Genomic DNA, 19823 nt, shown 5'->3' with positions numbered 1-19823 from the left:
ATTTAGAGAAAGGAAAATAAACTTATGTAGAAGAGTCCTTATCTTGCATTAAATATTAATTCTATAATGTCAGCATTTGAAAAATTGATGAAAATGAACTCAGAAAAAGCAGAAGCTAATCTGAAAGCAGGAGAAGAATTTCTTGCACAAAATAAAAATAAAGAATCTGTAATCACCACTCCAAGTGGATTGCAATACGAAGTACTTAACGAAGGAACCGGAGCTAAGCCAAAAGCAACGGATAAGGTAAAATGCCATTACCATGGAACACTGATAGATGGGACAGTTTTTGACAGTTCAGTTCAAAGAGGTCAACCTGCTACTTTCCCTTTAAATATGGTTATAAAAGGCTGGACCGAAGCTTTGCAGTTAATGTCAGTAGGCAGTAAATACAGGCTGTTTCTTCACCCTTCACTAGCGTATGGGAACAGGCAAACAGGTTCGGTTATCGGTCCAAACAGCACATTGATTTTTGATGTCGAATTGTTGGATATTGTTTAGAACCAAATCATGTGAAATTTGGTTTTTTAAGAGTTAAATATTGAAAACTAGTTATATTTAAAAAAGGAGAAAACGAATCTAAACTGTTTTCTCCTTTTTCATAAATAATTGAAAAACCAGAAAGTCTTACAAAAACATTTTATTTTATTATAACTCTTGTCATTAGAAAACTATATCCTAATGCTGAGAGGCCTGCCGTAACAAACAATACCCAGAAAAGTGCATTAAAACTATATTTCTCTGCTATCCATCCACCAATAGATGGAGCTGCAATTTGAGATGTTGCCCATGACATGCTGTACAGGGCGGCATATTGTCCGCGGTTGCTCTCACTGCTTCTGCTTATCCAGTAGGTGTTCATGAAGGGCATAGATAACATCTCCCCCACTGTTATTATTAATATTGATATCAACGCAAGCATAAATTGACCTTGCAACAAGTTGAACAATACGTAGGAAATAGCTACAAGCCAAACTCCATAACTGATAAACTTTAAAGGTTTGCTTTTACGTTCGAGGTTATACACTAAAAACATTTCAACAAATGCGATGATCAGCCCGTTAACTGCCATCAGCATTCCAATCTCGTCTTCGGAAATGCCCAGTTGTGTTTTATAAAATACAGGAAGCAAAGTAAACATCTGGAAAAAACAAAAAGCAAAAAGTATAGTAAGCGCTATGAAAACAAGATATTGCCTGTCTTTATAAGCAGACGGAGCAGTTGATACATTTTCTTCCTTTATTTTTAAAATGATAGCTTTTTCCTTATTAGCTTTTTTCAATACAAACATCAATAAAATTGCTGCTGATATGTTTGTAAGTCCGTCAACCCAAAATAACGCATGATAATTTCTTGCAGCAAGAAAGCCACCGAGGGTGCCACCAAAAGCCCAGCCTAAGTTAATAGCTAACCTGTTTAAAGAATAGGATCTTGTACGGTTTTCCGGTTTACTATAGGCAGCTACTGCTGCTGCATTTGCCGGACGAAAAGATTCATTTACAACACTCAGCAGCAGTATGCCGATGCAAAGCGAAAGATAAGTGCTGAGATAACCAACGGTTATGAACATAATGCCGCCACCTAACAATGCAAACAATTGTACCTTATGAAAACCTATCGCATCTGTTATTTTACCGCCAAGGAATGCTCCAATGATAGAACCCACTCCAAAAAATGACATAATAAAACCAGCCTGTGCAATACTAAAACCCAGCTTTTGCGTGGCGTACATAGTCATAAACGGGATGACCATTGTTCCTGATCGGTTAATTAATATAACCAACGACAGGTACCATGTTTCCTTAGTAAGTCCTTTATAGGCTTTTTTGTATAAGTGCAGTATGGCAGGCATGAAAAGCAGGTAACGGATGACCGTTGACAGATGACGCAGATTATTTATTATTTTTTGTTGAACGAGTAAATCAGGTACAACGAAATTTAGGCATCATCATCATTTTTTAAACTTAAATTAATTGCGTAACTCTGTCAAGAAGCACTTGTCAGCCTACAACTTTTACTAACTCTTTACTCCCTCAAACTGGTCACCTTTGTGTTTAAATAAAACATTAAAAGTTGTTAAGCTGCCATAAATTCGGGTAATATATTGCTGCAGGTCAAACTTTTCTTCGTTCGTCAGTACCTTGTGAGCATTAATCTTTTGCTCCATAACACGTAATCGGTCGCGCAGCATCACTATTTTATTAAAAAAAACATCAATTGGAAATTCATTTTCCTTTAATAATTTGTCAGCAGGTCTTAACACCATCGTTCCATTTTTCCACTTATCTCCCATTGATACAATTTCAGTGATGTCACTCCACTCACGTAAAATCTTTATCAGCGCATCTTCAGCTTCGCTAAATGATACAGTATATTCCGGTTCTATTTTTTCAATTATTTCAACACTAAAATCTTTTGACACAGGTTTTATTCCACCTTCAATAAAACATACGTCGTATATTCTTTTATGTAAGTGAATAACTACTCCAACACCGAAAGAGGGATGTTTGATTCTTGAGCCGATTCCTAATAATTCCATAAAGCTATTTTGTTAGTTCTTTTTTTGTTAAGCAAGGCTTAGACAATTTCACTTAACTCCAGCCACCTCATCTCCTTGTCGGCCAACAACGTTCCTATTTCCCCTATTCTCACACTTACCTTTTGTATTTCTTCATAGGGTAAAGAGGCAAGACTGGCCTCCAATTTATCTTTCTCGGCCTCCAATAATGCTATCTCCTTTCCCAGGGTCTCAAACTCTTTTTTCTCATTATATGTAGGTTTCCGCTGGTTGCCAGCTACTTGCTTCTGGTTGCCCGAAACCGGTAACTGCGATCCGGCTGCGGCATCTGTGGTCACCCCTTCACTCTTCATTTTACCCAACTCGCCCCACTTGTCCTTACCCTTCTTTTCATTCGCTTTTAACCATTCCCGATACAATGTGTAGTTTCCGGGAAAATCCCTGATTTCTCCGTCTCCTTCAAACACAAATAAGTGATCTACCAACCTGTCCATAAAATAGCGGTCGTGGCTGACTATCATAACGCACCCCTGGAATTCACTCAGGAAATTTTCAAGCACTCCCAATGTTGGCAGGTCAAGATCGTTCGTTGGTTCATCAAGGATTAAAAAGTTAGGGTTCATAAACAAAACTACCAGCAGTTGCAACCGCTTCTTTTCTCCACCGCTAAGACTGCTCAGGTAAGTATATTGCTTATCGCCAGGAAACAGGAACAATTCAAGAAATTGTGACGCACTCATACTTCCGCCCTTTGCTAATGGAAAAGTTTCTGCAAAGGTCTTCACATATTCAATTACCCGCATATCCTCTTTAAACTCAAGACCTTGCTGGCTAAAGTTTCCAAAGACAACTGTATCACCAATATTTATCTTACCGCTATCGGGTTGTTCAAGCCCTTGCAGAATATTTAAAAAGGTACTTTTACCAACACCATTCTTACCAACTACGCCTATCCTTTCGCCCCGGCTGAAGGTGTATTCAAACCCTTTCATAATTACCTTATCGCCATAGCTCTTATACACTTTTTTCAATTCAGCGATTTTGCCACCCAGGCGGGTCATCTTGACCTCAAGCTGAAGCTGGGCATCTTCAATTTTCTTTTTAGCCTGCGCTTCCACCTCGTAAAAATTATCCTGCCTGCTCTTGCTCTTTGTGGTGCGGGCCTTGGGTTGCTTACGCATCCATTCCAATTCTTTACGGTATGTATTTTTAGCCTTATCAATTGTGCTTAACTCACTTTCTATCCGCGCCGTTTTCTTTTCAAGATAGTTTGCATAATCGCCTTTGTAACTATGCAGCTCACTACGCTCCATCTCCCACACTTCCTCACTAACTGCATCCAGGAAATACCGGTCATGGGTCACGAGCAATAATGTAATGTTCTCTCCATTCAGGTAATGCTCCAGCCACTCAATCATCTCCACATCCAGATGGTTGGTAGGTTCATCCATTATCAGCAAAGTATGCTGGTGTTCAAATCCGATATCGATAAGTGTTTGGGCAAGCGCAACACGTTTACGCTGTCCGCCACTAAGCTTCGCGACCGGTTGATGCAAATGATGAATATTAAGCTTATCCATGATCTCCTTTACCTTGCTTTCGAAGCTCCAGGCATTCAAATCATCCATACGCGATAACGCATCGCTAATGCTTTGCCCGTCATCTTCCTTTCCTGATGCTGCAGCTTCCTCCGCAGCATCTACGGCCGCTTCATAATCCCTGATAGCAGTAATAACAGGATTATCAGTATGAAAAATATTTTCAAGTACTGTTTTAGATTCATCAAATTTGGGATCCTGTTCAAACAATGCCACGGTAACATCTTTATTTATCCAGACAGTGCCTTCATCCGGAGTTTCTTCACCTGCTAAAATTTTAAGAAGCGTGCTCTTTCCAACACCATTCCTGGCAACCAATGCGATCTTATCACCCTCATTTATGTGGAAAGATATATTACTGAACAAGGGATTTACCCCAAAACTCTTTGTCAAATTCTCAACTGTAACGTAATGCATATTTCGCAAAGGTAATGGTAGACAAAGAAGATTGGGTAAGCTCGAAATGCAAAAATCCTTCAAAGTTTTTTTGAAGGATTTTTTTATGATCAATGCAATCTTAAAGATTATCAGTAAGGAAATTTATTTTCGGAATTATAAAACTCCTTTTGTAGACGGTAAATAGTTACTCAAAGGGTCTCGTTTTACTGCCATTTTTATCGCTTTAGCAAATGCTTTAAAAATAGCTTCAATTTTATGATGTTCATTGTCGCCTTTACATTCTATATTGAGGTTGCACTTAGCAGCATCGCTGAATGACTTGAAGAAATGAAAGAACATTTCTGTTGGCATCTCTCCTATTTTCTCACGTTTAAAATCAGTGTTCCACACTATCCAGTTTCGTCCTCCGAAGTCTATTAAGACCTTTGCTTCCGCTTCATCCATTGGTAAAGCAAAACCATATCGCTCCATACCGCGTTTATCTGCTAAGGCCTTTGCAAATGCTTCGCCTAAAGCAATGCCTGTATCTTCTATGGTATGATGTTCATCGATATGTAAGTCCCCCTTTGTAGAAATTTTCAAATCCATTTTTCCGTGTCGGGCAATTTGGTCGAGCATATGATCAAAGAAGCCAAGTCCCGTTGAAATTTCAGATTTACCACTTCCGTCAATATTTAATTCAATACTTATTTTGGTCTCATTCGTATTTCGCTCGTGATGAACTATTCTCAAGCCTGATTTCAAAAATTCATAAATGTCTTTCCATGCCGTAGTTTCAAGAGAAATTACTTTTTCCAACTCCACCCTTTCATCTTTTATTTCAGCACCACCAAGATTAGGATCGTTATTTATCCAGATTGCTTTACAACCTAAATTTTTGGCAAGTTGTACATCTGTAATTCTATCGCCAATAACATAGGAATTTGGAATATCATAATTGGGATTATTCAGATACGAGGTAAACATACCTATCGCAGGCTTTCGCGTAGGTGCATTATCTGCAGGATAAGTGCGATCAAAATGAAAGGCAGTAAAATGAATATTTTCATTTTCAAGGCTTTTCACTATAAAATTCTGAACCGGCCAAAACGAGTCTTCAGGAAATGCCGCCGTTCCTAAACCATCCTGGTTACTAACCATTACCAGTTCATAATCTAACTCAGTTGCTATCGCTCTCATGTATTGAAACATATGAGGATAAAAGGAGAGCTTGTTGAAATTATCAATCTGGTAAGTTGGTGGGGCCTCATCGATTAATGTTCCATCGCGGTCTATAAAAAGTACTCGTTTCAAGAATTATATTAGTTATTAAGTGACGTAAAAACTCAATCAATATTACTTCGAATTGACGAAGCAGTATTCCTAAGATTAATTAGGTGCAGTTGAAAATGATCGCGTAACAGAAGATTAATTTCTTCTACCAAAAAACTTATTGCGTTTTCGCCCGCTCAGCTTTTACCAAAGCAGGTGTAACCGCAGACGCTTTATTGCCGAAACTGTTTCTCACATAAGTAAGCACATCAGCTATTTGTTCGTCAGTTAACTGCGCAAAAGAAGGCATAACATTGTTATAAGTTTCACCTTCAATTTCTATCGGTTGATTGAGACCTTTTAATACAATTTGCACCAGTTGCGATTTGTCACCTAATACATATTTTGTTTTTATCAGTGGAGGATTCAATCTTGGCACTCCACCACCGTTTTTTTGATGACAAACAATACAGGTGCTTTCAAACACTTTTTGTCCGCGTTTTATTGATGCCTGTGCCAACGGTTGTTTTTTTGCCTGTGCAAAAATATAAGCGACTACAAGTAAACAAAGAATACCAGTGATAATGATTTTTTTCATACTATTTTCCCTTATAAGTGATACGCCAGATATTACCTTTATTATCATCAGAAACGTATAATGAACCATCAGGAGCCTGGGCTAACCCGCACGGACGATATTTAGCATCTCCTGTTGATTCTATTTTTGATACACCTGCAAATCCATTAGCAAAAACTTCCCATTTGCCACTTGGCTTACCATCTTTAAACGGAACAAATGCCACAAAATATCCTTCCTGCCCCGTTACATTACGGTTCCAGGATCCGTGAAAAGCAATAAATGCGCCATTTTTATATTTTTCGGGAAACATATTGCCGGTATAAAACAACAATCCATCTGGCGCCATATGCGCCGGAAACGCAACAACTGGCTTTTCCATTTCTGCACAACGTCCAACCTGTTTGCCGTCGCCGCCATACTCGGGCGCCAACAATTTTTTATTTTGCATGGGATCGTAATAACAATAAGGCCAGCCGAAATTCATTCCTTTTTTTACAAGAAACATTTCTTCTGCAGGTATTTCATCAGCATATTTTGCCTCATAAAATTGTGGAAACATAGTACCTATCTGGTCTCTGCCGTGTTGCATTACGAATAAAGAATTTATTTCATTATTCCAGTCAAGGCCAACTACATTTCTTGTTCCGGTAGCATAACGAACACCATCGCCATAGGTTTGATTTTGTTTGTCCGCTTTAAACTGCCAGATACCGCCTGCTGAGTCTAAAATCGGGCACGGATCCATGCCTTTTGACCCATTTTCACGGTCATGCTCCTGGCAAGAATTGGAGTAAGCACCAATGTTTACATAAATATTTCCGTCGTTATCTAAAGCAATAGATTTAGAATTGTGTTGACCGCGGTCTAATAATCCGCTTACAATAAGTTCAGCCTTGCCGGTATCTTCAACCTGTTCGTCAGCGTTCAATTTATAACGATATATATTGGAATTGGAAGATGCGTATAAATAACCATTTTTTATGGCAATTCCTGTTCCGCCATATTCACCAAATACTGTTTTTTTTCTTGCTATTCCATTGTCAGCCGGATTTGAAAGTTCTATAATTCCCCCGCTGTTTTTTACCCTGTCCATTTTTACATATATATCACCTTTGCTATTTACAGCCATATGCCGTGCTACTCCCAGATCACGTGCTATTATTGAGGCATGAAAACCTGTTGGAAGTTTAAGACCTGCATTAACAGTAGTAGTCTTAGCTTTAACAGCAGTTTTTCTTTGCGCATAACTGGTATCGGCAATACAAAGAATAGCTATGCAATAAACAATTTTAAAAAAATGTTTCATTATTATAGTTTTATTTAAGTTTTTACTTGTTTTGTTTCAACATACCAATCCATCAGCGCTTCGATCAATTCTGTATTTTCTTCTTCTGTACCTACGGTTATCCGAAGGCAGTCATCACATAACTTGACATTGCTTCGGTCTCTTACAACAATACCACGCGATAATAAAAACTCGTACACTTTTCTTGCATTATGCATTTTTACCAAAAGAAAATTTGCATCTGATGGGTATACTTTTAGTACAAAAGGAATTTTTTCAAACACCCCTTTCAAGGCTATCCTCATTTGCACCAGCTCTTTAATCATGTCATTAACCTGCCCGACTTCCTCCAAAGCTTTTAGTGCCAGTTCCTGTGTCACCTGATTGATGTTATAAGGCGGCTTTACCCGGTTTAAAATCTCAATTATTTCTTCGGATGCAAAAGCCATACCTAAACGTAATCCAGCAAGGCCCCACGCTTTGCTAAATGTTTGTAAGACAACAAGATTTGGATAATCATTTAATTCCTGTATAAAAGACTTCTGCCTTGAAAAGTTGATATATGCTTCATCAACAACAACAAGGCCGTCGAAGTTGTTTAAAATGGTCTCGATATCTTCCCTGTCCATGGAGTTTGCCGTAGGATTGTTGGGAGAACAAATCCAAATGAGCTTTGTATTTTCATCAACCAGGTTTTCTAAATGCACTAAATCAAGCTGAAAGTCATCCAGTAACGGCGCCTTCCTGATTTCCACATCGTTTATGTTTGCGCTTACTTCATACATTCCGTAAGTAGGCGGGCAAATGACTGTATTATCTTTTCCTGGATTGCAAAAACAACGAAACAAAAGGTCTATACATTCATCACTTCCGTTTCCCAAAAATATTTTTTCCGGGGGTACAGACTTTACTTTAGAAATGGCTTCTTTTACCTTCACCTGGTGTGGGTCAGGATACCGGTTGTACCATTTTAGCAAAGGAGAACCCAAAGCATTTTCATTCGCGTCTAAAAACACCTTAGCCTCTCCACTAAACTCATCTCGCGCCGAAGAATAAGGTGTAAGTCTTTTTATATTTTCTCTTATTAATTTGTTTAAATCGAACATTTAATTTTTATGTTATACTTATTGCTATAAAGACTAAAACATTAACAAGCTGGGATTCTTTGGTAATTTTTCTTTTGCGTCTCTTTTTTATTCATTTGAAAGTCTCACTCTCACTGCATTTACGTGTGCTTCCAGTCCTTCAGCTTCAGCCATAAGTTCAACTGTTTTGCTTATTTCCTGCAAGCCTTCCCTGGAAAGCTTCTGAAAAGTTATTTTCTTAATAAAACTATCAACACTAACCCCGCTGTAAGCTTTTGCATAACCGTTTGTAGGCAAAGTATGATTGGTGCCACTTGCATAGTCACCAACACTTTCAGGAGAATAATTTCCAAGGAAAACAGACCCAGCGTTGACTATTTTTTCAGCAATTGTTTCATCGTCATTACAGCTAATAATCAAATGCTCAGGTGCATATTCATTTATCAGCTCAATGCCTTCTTTTATACTTTTAACCAAAAAGATCCTGCTGTTTTTAATGGCATCTTCTGCAATGCCTTTTCTTGGCAAAACAGCAAGTTGTTTTTCAATTTCAGCTTTTGTATCTGTCGCCAAAATTTCAGAAGTGGTCACTAATATTGCCTGGCTATCATTTCCATGTTCGGCCTGCGATAAAAGGTCTGCCGCTACAAAAGAAGCATTTGCAGTTTCATCTGCTAATACAGCAACTTCACTTGGGCCGGCGGGCATATCAATCGCTATTCCATCTTTTTGAACCAACTGCTTTGCATAAGTTACATATCTATTTCCCGGCCCAAATATTTTATACACCTTAGGAATAGTGGCAGTACCATAAGCCATAGCGCCAATCGCCTGCGCCCCCCCTGCCTTAAAAATTTGCGTTACTCCTACCAGCTTTGCTGCATACAAAATTGCCGGATGAAGTTTGCCTTCGCGGTTAGGCGGAGAGCACAAAATAATGTTTTTGCAACCTGCAATCTTAGCAGGAACTCCCAACATCAGCAATGTTGAAAACAAAGGCGCAGAACCTCCGGGAATATATAAACCTACTTTCTCTATCGCGACTGATTTTCTCCAGCATTTTATACCAGGCAATGTTTCTATGGGCTCTTCCGCCTGCAACTGTGGCTGGTGAAATCTTTCAATGTTTGATTTTGCCTGTTCAATAGCTTGTTTCAGCTTATCATCAATTAACGAAGCCGCAGCATTTATTTCTTCGGTTGTAACCAGGAAGCTTTTAATGGTTACTTTATCAAACATGGTAGCAAATCTTTTTACGGCCTCATCGCCATTTTGTTTTACTTCCTTTAAAATGTTTGATACACTTGCTTCCAAAGACGAATCATCGAATCCCGGTCTTACTAATAAACTTTTCCACGTTTTTTTTTCCGGGTACTCATACACTGTTAACATAATGAAAGGTCTTTTGTCATTTGAAAATTCGTAAAGTCTTTGCCGTTGAAAAGCTTCTTCTTTACCCTTGTCACCTGAAATCCAAATGCCTCAAAAAAAGGCTTTGCCGTAACACTTGCTTCGGTCGTTAAAACACTGTACTTTCTTTCACTAGCTATCTGCAATAACTCATCTATCAGGTTTGCCGCAACTTTTCTACGCTGAAAATCTTTGTGAACATACATTGTCTCAACATGCTCATCTTCCAGCTCTGTAAAACCAACCATTATATTATTTATAAAAGCTACTTTACACACATTTCTTTTAAGCCGCTGTTGCCAAAACTTTTTATCAACATCTAAAGGTGCCCAACGATTTAACTGGTCCTTTCTATAATCGCGTGCATTGACAGTATGTACAGTGTCATAAAACAATTGCATCATCTCATCAAGCATTCCTTCCTCGTAATCTAAAATCGTCAAATCTTCCATTTCTTTATTATAATTATTTTCGTCTCTTTTCTTTTGATACCAGCCTGATTTTTTCAAACCATCATTGTTGCGACGCTCCGTTTTATCGGCAAATCTTAACGGGACTTTTTATTTTTTTAATTCTCTTTGTAATAACAATTTTAATCAATCCTCTCAATTCTACATAATCTATTGCAAATCATTTTACATAATACTTTGTCCTTAATATCTCAGTAATCAGGGTTCCAACAATTCCCTTCCGAGCCCGCAACACCCAAAATAATCCCATAAATCCAAATGATCCTATGCATCCCAGTTTCACACAATCATCTTCTCAATCGGCACAACCAATATGCCTTGTGCACCAGCTTCTTTTAATTTTTCTATTATATCCCAAAAATCATTTTCATTTAGTACGCTATGAACGCTGCTCCACCCGCTTTGAGCCAAAGGTAAAACCGATGGACTTTTCATGCCAGGCAAAAGGCGAATTATTTCATCAAGTTTATCATCAGGCGCATTTAAAAGAACGTATTTATTGTTTTTAGCTTTTTTAACAGCCTTAATTCTAAATAGCAGCTTGTCAAGAAGCCTTTGCTTTTCTTCGGTGAAACCTATGCTTTTAATAAGCACTGCCTGGGAACGTAAAATAGTTTCAACCTCCTTCAAGCCATTCATAAATAATGTAGAGCCGCTGCTAACGAGGTCACAAATCGCGTGAGCCAAACCGATGCCCGGAGCAATTTCAACGCTACCGCTTATTTCATGAATTTCCGCCTCAACGCCTCTTTCTTGCATAAATTTTTTCACGATGACCGGGTAGCTGGTTGCTATGCGTTTTCCATGTAAAAAATTTACATCATTATATTCTTCATTACGCGCTACCGCTATACTAAGCCGACATTTACCAAACCCCAGCTGCTCTACAACCTGCACCTTTTTATTTTTTTCATACACAACATTTTCACCTACAAATCCTATATCAGCTACACCATCTTCTACATATTGGGGTATATCGTCATCACGTAAAAAGTAAACTTCAAGAGGGAAGTTATTTGCTTCTGCCTTTAGCTTATTTACACCATTTGCAATATCAATACCGCATTCTTTTAGCAGCTTCATACTGTCTTCATTAAGCCTTCCAGACTTTTGTATAGCAATTTTAAGAACCATATTTTCTTTGATTTTTTAACCCCGTTTTGCAGGTAATATAAAATAAGCATCTTTATTTTCTTCCAAACATTCCACTTCCTTCTCAACCCATTTTCTCACAATAAAAAAGGCCTACCGTGCGGTAAGCCCTTACATGTTTTATAGTGAATGCACAATACAACACCGGCTTACATTTTACAGTAAGAAATGATGGTGATGGTTATGCAGATCAATTTTCATGTGGCAAAGATAACATTGGATTTCGTAGTACCAAAAAAAGATGATGAATGATTGTTTACAGGTGACATGATTCAACCCTTTACCTTTCTCCTCACTTCCCTCTTTAGCTTCTTATTTTTACTGCCCTACAAGAAAAACAGCATTCGAAAAAAGCAATTTACCACCTTCCCAAAACTCACGGAACAGTGGATTATCTGCAAGAAAAACAACAGATCCGCTTCCTATGCTTGTAACGCCAAATATTAATCCGTCTTTTAATTGACTTTTTACCTTGGTTCCTGCAAAGCCTGTTACATAATTACTCTTTTTAATAACGCCGACATTCCAGCCATCCTTTAAGAATTCATAAACATTTGCATCCTGCTTTAAAGTGTAATAAGTATCAGGATATCCAAAAGCAAGAGGATGTGTATTATCTAACTGTACTTTATAAATGGCTCCCGGAATACTTTCTGCTAACTCATCACGCTGGCGATTTTCATATTTTTTTAAAGCAGTATAATTGTTCTTTTCTTTTGCAGAATCCTCATCTTTGTCTTCTTTTAATTTGATGTTCCAGTCTGCTGAAGCCAGTTGACGAACGGCATTTTCAAGGGCTATCAAATTGCCCCCATTATTTACAAACTGCTTCAACTTGTCAGACACATTTTTTTCTAAAAGATTTTTGTAATTGCCATCGGGAATTATTAAAACATTATAATCCTTCAATACAGTCCTGCTTAAATCAGCTGCGTTAATTAAAGTTACCGGGTAATTAATTTGTTGTTCGAAGAAGTGCCAGATCTCTCCCGCCGCCAGTGAAGATGTTTGTTCGCCCGTAATCAACGCTACTTTCGGCCTTTGAATCACTTTAATATCAGGTGATCCAAAATCAGGGCCTTTATCCATAAAGCCAGTAGAAACAGACTCAATTTCTACTTCATTATTTGCAGTAAGATTGCTCAATACAGATGAAAGATTTCCAGGGTTTCCATTCTCAAGCACTATTAATGTACCCCTGTCGTACACCGTTTGATTATAAGTGAAAGGCTTTTCGGAATATCGTACTTTAATGCCTTGCTTCAGCAACTGACCAAGAAATCTGACACTATTAACAGAATTATATTTTATTAAATATCCATATGGTGATGCAGGAATTGATTTTGTTCCGGAAGGTGCAGTATAAGGCAGCAACGAAATTGCATTTTTAACCGCATAAGCATCAACATTGTAAACATAAGGCAACGACCAGGCTGTAATATCATATGTTACAGAATCTGCCAGCTTTGTTTTTGGCTCTAACAATACTCTTGCTAAAACAGATTTTGGCTGCAAAGTATTTACGGCAATAGTGTATTTTTTTAATTGTCCTTTTTCCTCTTTTCCACTCGAATAATTTATGCCGGAAAAGCCAGCATTTGCAGTCGTACCAAATTCAATTTCATTTAGTTGCAGAAGATGAGCAATACTGTTGATTTTAGCTGCATTATCAGATGTAAGAATGTATGTTTTGTTTACATTCCCTGTGCCTGCCCTGCTGTCGTCAAAAAACTTTTTATATTCTGTAACCAATCTTTTTGCATTTTGAGACGCTACCTCTATTGTAGATAAACCTGTAGTATAATGGTGATTAACCCTGTCTACAAGTGTTAACGTGTCACCCGCATTTGTTATTACAGCCAATCCTCCGCGAGGCCCTCCACCCTGTTCGTACGTCATGCCAATCGCTCCATTGTACAAGGGGTATGTATCGCCATAAGATGGATAAAACAAATCAAACCTTTCTTTGGTAAAAAACAGCCAGCCATTTTGGTCAAAGTATTTTGCATTGTTGCGTCCAATAGTATTTTGAAATTCTCTTTGCCACGGTGTTATCACTTCGTGGTAAGGCTCTGCTGCAGGAGCAAAATAATATGGATTGTTATAACTCTGCTCATGAAAATCTACGTGTATTTGCGGAAGCCATTGATTGTATTTTGCCACGCGTTGCTGCGTTTCTATTTGTGTTTGCCAGGCCCAATCCCTGTTAAGGTCAAAATTATAGTGATTGCTTCTTCCGCCGGGCCATGGCTCCTGGTGCTCTCTCGATTGTGGATCTGGGTTAATGTTTTTGCCTTCTATAGAATTAAACCAGTTTACGTACCTGTCTCTTCCATCAGGATTGATGCAGGGATCGATGATAATAACTGTGTTTTTCAGCCATTCTGTGCTTTTTGCATTTGAAGGATTAACAAGCGTATATAAAGTCAGCATTGCTGCCTCTGATGAAGAAGTTTCGTTGCCATGCACATTGTAGCTAAGCCAGACTATAGCAGGTGCATTATCTATTGAAGCCGGTTTGTCTTTTTCGATACCGGAAATACGAAGGTTATTCTGACGGATTTCGTCCAGTCGTTTTAAATTCTCAGGCGAAGCAATATAAGCGACAAGCAATTCTCTACCTTCGTTAGTTTCACCATACTTTTCTACCTTAACCATATCAGGCTTTGCCTGAGCAACAGCTTTTACATAATTTACAATTTTGTAGTGAGGTGTGTAATGAGTTCCAATTTTATAGCCAAGAAATTGTTCGGGAGATTGAAGTCCCTGTGCTTTAGACACTAAACAAATAACAGAAATAAAGAATACTAAAAAACATTTTTTCATATAATCAAATAAAGGCGCGAAAGTAGGTAAAGTAAAAAAACATGCCCAATAAATCGAAAATTTTCTGAGCATATATGTGTTATTATTTCGAACTCGCCTAAATTTTTGTTTTTTGCTTTGATGTACTAATGAAAGAAATAAAAAAGCTACTGTACTTTTTAGACAGTAGCTTTTTTACTAAAATACATCGAGTTACTTTTTTCTGGTATCGAGGCTAAATTTTAAACGGGCAAAATAATAGGCTCCGTTGAAACCCATTTGCATAACACGCCGGCTATATATAAAGCGTCCACTACTCATGTTGCTGCTGTGACTTTGCAGGTCGGGGTACACATCGAATATATTGTTGGCACCAATAGTGGCAGTCAAAGAATTTAAAATATCATAAGACAATGAAATATCGGTTACTGTTTTAGCCGAAAATGTCTGGTCTGTACTTTCAGACTTTCCTGTAAAAGCATTGTTTATAATTGTAGGTGCAGAAGGATTAGATGGATCAAGATAGGTTACTTCACCAAACCGTACAACACGCACCATTGCAGCAAATTTGCTGTACTTATAATTAAAACCTAACGTAATTTTATTTTTTGGACTCGCAACTTCCATGCGGCTTTGATCTTCACGATTATAGTAGTTCCCTAACTGACCGCTATTGACCAGTATATCAGATGCGTGAATAATGACCTTTCCGGCGGCATCTTTCTTAACTTCATTATCAATAAAAGTCATTGCCAATGTTGTTCGCAACGATTGCTTTGCAGAAAAATTAGTATTATAAGAAAGAACAGCCTCCAGTCCTTTTGAGCGTGTATCGATCGCATTGGTAAAGAAGTTAGCTGTTGTAGCGCCAGCAGCAAGGAGTTCTTGTTTTAACAAAGAATCGGACCCACCTGTAAAATTATTTGTCAGGATGATGCGGTTTTTAATATCAATCTGGTATGCGTCTACTGTTATTTCGAATCCTTTGAACGGTTTTGCCGTTAAGCCAACCGAATAATTATTACTGGTTTCCTGTTTAAGCTTTGGAATGCCAAGAATTTGGGCTGCTTTGCTGTCATTAGTAAAGGTCCCGCTTTCTTGCTGCACGAGAGTACCCATTTGAGAAACAAACAAAGTATTTGTTTTTGAATAATACTTCTGCTGCATAGAAGGAGCACGAAAACCTGAACTGATAGATCCTCTTACACTTAAAAAGTCGCTTATTTTATAACGGCCTGAGAACTTAAAATTAAGCGTAGAACCAAAGTCACTGTAATGCTCAAATCGCAATGCACCTGTTAATAGAAGCTTTTTTGTAACATCCTGCTCTACATCTAAATAAATTGACTGAGAATTTCTTGTTTTGGTATTTCCCAGCGTGTTTATAAAACCGGCAAATACCTGTGCACCGGATTGAGCACCGGACGGCACATCAAAGTTTTTATAAGATGCTTCTTCACCACTTTTTATTCCAAAAGCATCAATCCGGTATTCTGCTCCTGCGGCCACATTAAGCCCTTCCAGGTAATTATATTTTTTAGAGAAATCTGCGTTTACCGTGTTTTGCCAGAATTTTAATCCACCTGCATCAAATTTGGTCTGGTTATTTCCGGCAATTGCAAACTGGCTATAATTAACTGAGTTTTCAACACCGAAATCAAATGTATTAATTCCAAAAGTGTTGCTGAGGTCAAAATTCCAGCCGTTGAATTTAGTTCGCAAACCAACGGCAGTAGAAAAATCTATAATATTAGAATGTATCTGGGGCAAGAAACCATTTGGGTAAACAGCAAAAACATTGGGTGCATAAACTTTTGCATTACTTACAATACTGGTTGGATAGCGATAAACCCCGGCGGCCTCACCATTTTTCTTGCTAAAAGTACCAAAGGCATATATTTCAGTATTATCACTTATTGGATAACCAAAGTTATAAGCACCAGCTCCGCTTTTCATGGCAGAGTTACCCACGACCATATCAAATGTATTCCTGTTGGTACCTTTTGCCTGCATAATTGAGTCATCCCTGACTACTCCGTTTACCGCAGGGTAAATTTGACCTGTATAAGTGCCGGTTCTGTTAGTCGCTTGCCTGCTAATATATTCACCGGTGAGATTTAGATAGCCTTTGCCTATGTTAAATCCATACCCGAGTGAACCTTGAAATGTTCCGCCGTCATTCACCTTCACATTAGGGTCTGAACTATTGGCGGTGGTTTTATATAAAGCATAGTTTTTAGGATAGCTTGTAATATTCTCACCGTAGCTTACGCCCGCTTCAAGTAAACCTGTCTTCTTCTTCAAAACAATGTTTATAACTCCAGCAATTGCATCTGAACCATATTGAGCGGCAGCACCATCCCGCAAAATTTCGATTCTCTCTATCGCCGTTGCAGGAATTGCACTCAAATCAGTACTTACTTGTCCACGGTTTATTGTTCCATTCACATTTACCAAGGCAGATTGATGGCGTCGTTTTCCATTTACCAATACCAAAACCTGGTCTGTTCCCAAACCTCTTAACTGAGCCGGGTCAACATGATCGGTGCCATCAGAAACGGTTTGCCGCGAAGATTGAAATGAAGGAGCAATAAAAGTAAGAATTTGATTTAAATCTACCTGTCCTATTTCATTAATAACCTGTGAAACAGGAATGACATCGACAGGTACTGCTGTTTCAGTTCTTGTACGTGATACATTTCGCGAACCGATTACAGTTACCATACTTAAGTCTACTGCATCCATAAGCACGGCATCCTGCGTTGTTTCGGCTGCGGTAACAGTTACATCAAAATGTTGTGTCGCCAGGCCAACATAAGAAACAATAAGTGTGTGCCTGCCAGGAGTTACAGAAAGGGTATAAGTGCCATTATTATCAGTAGTAGTTCCTTTTTTAGAACCTTGTATTATGACCGATGCACCTGACAAGGGTTCCAGGTTTGCGTTTTTTACCGTTCCTTTAATTACAGATTGAGCTCTAGTAGCCGTGCAAATAATAATGCAAAAACCAAATAACGCTGTAAATCTGCAGATGGTAGAATATGAAGTCATATTGGTGGTTTTTAAATGAATATTTTTTACAGATTCGAAAAAAACAGAAAGAGTTCATATATCCTCAATAAGGAGTATACGCTTTGGTAATAATCTTTTTATACAGCAGCAGAGTGGCCTGTCACTCTTGTGCTAAATAACAATATGGAGCAATAAACAACGTAAAATGCTGCATCTTATTTTTTAAACATATTGCGCTTTGATGACTGGAAGCAAAAAGTAACTAATTTTCCAATCTCAATTTTTTTATACATCTTCATCATACGATCGTTGCAGAAATGCTATAATTTGCAGCAATGCGAAAACCCTTTTCAGCTTCAATAATTATCCTTCTTTTTCCTTTTTTTATATATGCACAAAGCATAGTGGGAAAAGGCAAAGCGGTTGATCCTTATCATTATACCATTCAAAAAGACAAGACTTTTTCAAAAGGCGCTGTGGCCTGTGCTCACCCAATAGCCAGTAAGGTAGGCGCAGCAATTTTAAAAAAAGGTGGTAATGCAATAGATGCAGCTATCGCAACGCAGCTTGCACTTGCAGTAGTATATCCCGGTGCAGGTAATATAGGTGGTGGCGGTTTTATGGTAGGAAGATTAAAAGATGGAAAAACTTTTTCGTTAGACTATCGGGAAACAGCGCCGGCAAAAGCAAGCCGTGATATGTATCTTGATGACAAAGGAAATGCACAAAGCAATTTATCGCAATACGGTCACTTGGCAAGCGGGGTTCCGGGAACGATAAGCGGATTATTTGCCGGTATGAAATACGCAAAACTTCCGTTTAAAACATTGATACAACCAGCGATAGACCTTGCAGAAAAAGGATTTACATTAACAAAAGCTGAAGCTGCTAAATTTAATAATGCACAAAACGATTTTAAAAAATACAATACTGTTGTGCCTGTTTTTATAAAAGAAGGAGGATGGAAAGAGGGTGATACCGTGGTGCAAAAAGATCTTGCAACTACATTAAAAAGAATAAGAGATAAAGGGGCAGCAGGATTTTATGAAGGAGAAACTGCAAAGCTAATAGCTGCAGAAATGCAAAGAGGCAAGGGCTTGATCACCGTTGACGACCTTAAAAATTACCAGACAAAAGAAAGAAAACCAATTGAATTTGATTACAAAGGATACACAATTGTAAGTATGCCACCTCCAAGCAGCGGGGGAGTTCTTTTATGGCAAATGTTGAAAATGGTCGAAAAAAGACCTTTAGCTTCTTATGGATTTGAAACGGTAAAAAGTGTACAGCTAATGACAGAAGCAGAAAGAAGAGCATACGCCGACCGGGCAGAACACCTTGGCGATCCTGATTTTTGGAAAGTGCCTTTAAAAGAAATAACAAGTGACACATATCTAACTAAAAGAATGGCCGATTACGATAGTACAAAAGCCGGAAACAGTTCAGGTATAAAAGCAGGCGTTGTTGAAAGCACAGAGACAACTCATATCAGCATTATCGATCAGTGGGGCAATATGGCCTCTGTTACCACAACTTTAAATGGGAACTTTGGAAGCAAAACAGTGGTTGGAGGCGCAGGATTTTTTTTAAATAATGAAATGGATGACTTTAGCTCAAAGCCAGGCGTACCAAATATGTATGGCGCTGTGGGCGGCGAAGCAAATGCAATTGCGCCAGGTAAAAGAATGTTGAGTTCTATGGCTCCAACCATAGTTTTGAAAAATAGTAAACCTTTTATGGTTGTCGGTACTCCGGGAGGTACCACTATTCCAACTTCCGTGTTTCAGACAATTGTTGATATAATTGACTTTAAGATGGAGCCAGCCGATGCGGTAGACAAACCAAAATTTCACCACCAATGGTTGCCCGATGAACTTGTGGTAGAGAAAGGTTTTCCGGAAAATATTATTGATGAACTTAAAAAAATGGGCTACACAATAAAAGGATACAATGTACCAGGTTACGAAGTAGTTATTGGCCGGGTAGAACTGATAAAAGTGACTGACGGAAAACTGGAAGCCTCTGCTGATATTAGAGGAGATGATACCGTAGCCGGATTTTAAAATACAGCCATAAAAAGAAATCCAAAGCATTTCTTGCATCTGTTCTTTCTATATCTTATTAAAACTCTTTATAACTGATCTGTTCGTTTTATCGCGCAAGTACAATAGTCGATACTCCTTTTACTGCTATTGCAACCGTTTATTATTCATATTAACCTTCTCTAGTCCAATTGGCTTTTGCATTAACCCAAAAGG

14 protein-coding genes are annotated in these 19823 nt (G+C 38.3%); 2 read left to right on the top strand and 12 right to left on the bottom strand.

Translation table 11 applies throughout. The features are described from left to right. Window positions 1-54: 54 nt before the first annotated feature. Window positions 55-501 (top strand): BamJ family beta-barrel-assembly machinery protein, encoded by a 447-nt coding sequence (bamJ, locus tag B154_RS28405; RefSeq protein ID WP_342664113.1) that lies wholly within the window; start codon window positions 55-57, stop codon window positions 499-501. A 139-nt stretch (window positions 502-640) separates the two neighbouring features. On the opposite strand, the gene B154_RS0111870 is transcribed toward bamJ, so the two are convergent. From B154_RS0111870 to B154_RS0111815, 12 genes are all read right to left on the bottom strand, one after another. Next, entirely contained in the window at window positions 641-1852 is a 1212-nt protein-coding gene (locus B154_RS0111870; RefSeq protein ID WP_018614468.1) for an MFS transporter, read from the bottom strand. A gap of 165 nt (window positions 1853-2017) precedes the next feature. Beyond that, window positions 2018-2539, bottom strand: a complete 522-nt coding sequence (locus tag B154_RS0111865; protein WP_018614467.1) for a hypothetical protein — start codon at window positions 2537-2539, stop codon at window positions 2018-2020. Between the two features lie 38 nt (window positions 2540-2577). Further along, complete coding sequence (locus B154_RS0111860; RefSeq protein WP_026260138.1) at window positions 2578-4533, bottom strand: ABC-F family ATP-binding cassette domain-containing protein; 1956 nt, start codon at window positions 4531-4533, stop codon at window positions 2578-2580. 135 nt (window positions 4534-4668) lie between these two features. Further along, entirely contained in the window at window positions 4669-5808 is a 1140-nt protein-coding gene (hisB, locus tag B154_RS0111855; RefSeq protein WP_026260137.1) for a bifunctional histidinol-phosphatase/imidazoleglycerol-phosphate dehydratase HisB, read from the bottom strand. Between the two features lie 136 nt (window positions 5809-5944). Further along, on the bottom strand, window positions 5945-6364 hold the full coding sequence (locus B154_RS0111850) for a c-type cytochrome (RefSeq protein WP_018614464.1): 420 nt from the start codon (window positions 6362-6364) through the stop codon (window positions 5945-5947). 1 nt (window position 6365) lies between these two features. Further along, the gene (locus tag B154_RS0111845) at window positions 6366-7652 is read right to left on the bottom strand and encodes a PQQ-dependent sugar dehydrogenase (protein WP_018614463.1); all 1287 of its coding nucleotides are present in this window, start codon (window positions 7650-7652) and stop codon (window positions 6366-6368) included. 14 nt (window positions 7653-7666) lie between these two features. Continuing rightward, window positions 7667-8737, bottom strand: coding sequence for a histidinol-phosphate transaminase (gene hisC, locus B154_RS0111840; RefSeq protein ID WP_018614462.1), 1071 nt, complete (start codon window positions 8735-8737; stop codon window positions 7667-7669). A gap of 87 nt (window positions 8738-8824) precedes the next feature. Continuing rightward, window positions 8825-10108: a histidinol dehydrogenase gene (gene hisD, locus B154_RS0111835; RefSeq protein WP_018614461.1), complete on the bottom strand. Its 1284-nt coding sequence runs from the start codon at window positions 10106-10108 to the stop codon at window positions 8825-8827. Next, entirely contained in the window at window positions 10102-10635 is a 534-nt protein-coding gene (locus tag B154_RS0111830; protein ID WP_018614460.1) for a GNAT family N-acetyltransferase, read from the bottom strand. The genes hisD and B154_RS0111830 overlap by 7 nt, the downstream gene beginning before the upstream one ends. Before the next feature lie 240 nt (window positions 10636-10875). After that, window positions 10876-11730 (bottom strand): ATP phosphoribosyltransferase, encoded by an 855-nt coding sequence (gene hisG / locus B154_RS0111825; protein ID WP_018614458.1) that lies wholly within the window; start codon window positions 11728-11730, stop codon window positions 10876-10878. 336 nt (window positions 11731-12066) lie between these two features. After that, window positions 12067-14574, bottom strand: a complete 2508-nt coding sequence (locus B154_RS0111820; RefSeq protein WP_026260135.1) for a M14 metallopeptidase family protein — start codon at window positions 14572-14574, stop codon at window positions 12067-12069. A 192-nt stretch (window positions 14575-14766) separates the two neighbouring features. Beyond that, on the bottom strand, window positions 14767-17604 hold the full coding sequence (locus B154_RS0111815; protein ID WP_018614455.1) for a TonB-dependent receptor: 2838 nt from the start codon (window positions 17602-17604) through the stop codon (window positions 14767-14769). Between the two features lie 296 nt (window positions 17605-17900). Here B154_RS0111815 and ggt point away from each other — a divergent pair, with 296 nt between their 5' ends. Then, the gene (ggt, locus tag B154_RS0111810) at window positions 17901-19628 is read left to right on the top strand and encodes a gamma-glutamyltransferase (RefSeq protein WP_018614453.1); all 1728 of its coding nucleotides are present in this window, start codon (window positions 17901-17903) and stop codon (window positions 19626-19628) included. Window positions 19629-19823: the final 195 nt, after the last annotated feature.

The organism is Segetibacter koreensis DSM 18137 (assembly GCF_000374045.1).
GTDB classification, from domain to species: domain Bacteria; phylum Bacteroidota; class Bacteroidia; order Chitinophagales; family Chitinophagaceae; genus Segetibacter; species Segetibacter koreensis.
The sequence above is the reverse complement of the archived record's forward strand: the minus strand, read 5'-3'. Positions and strand labels throughout refer to the sequence as shown.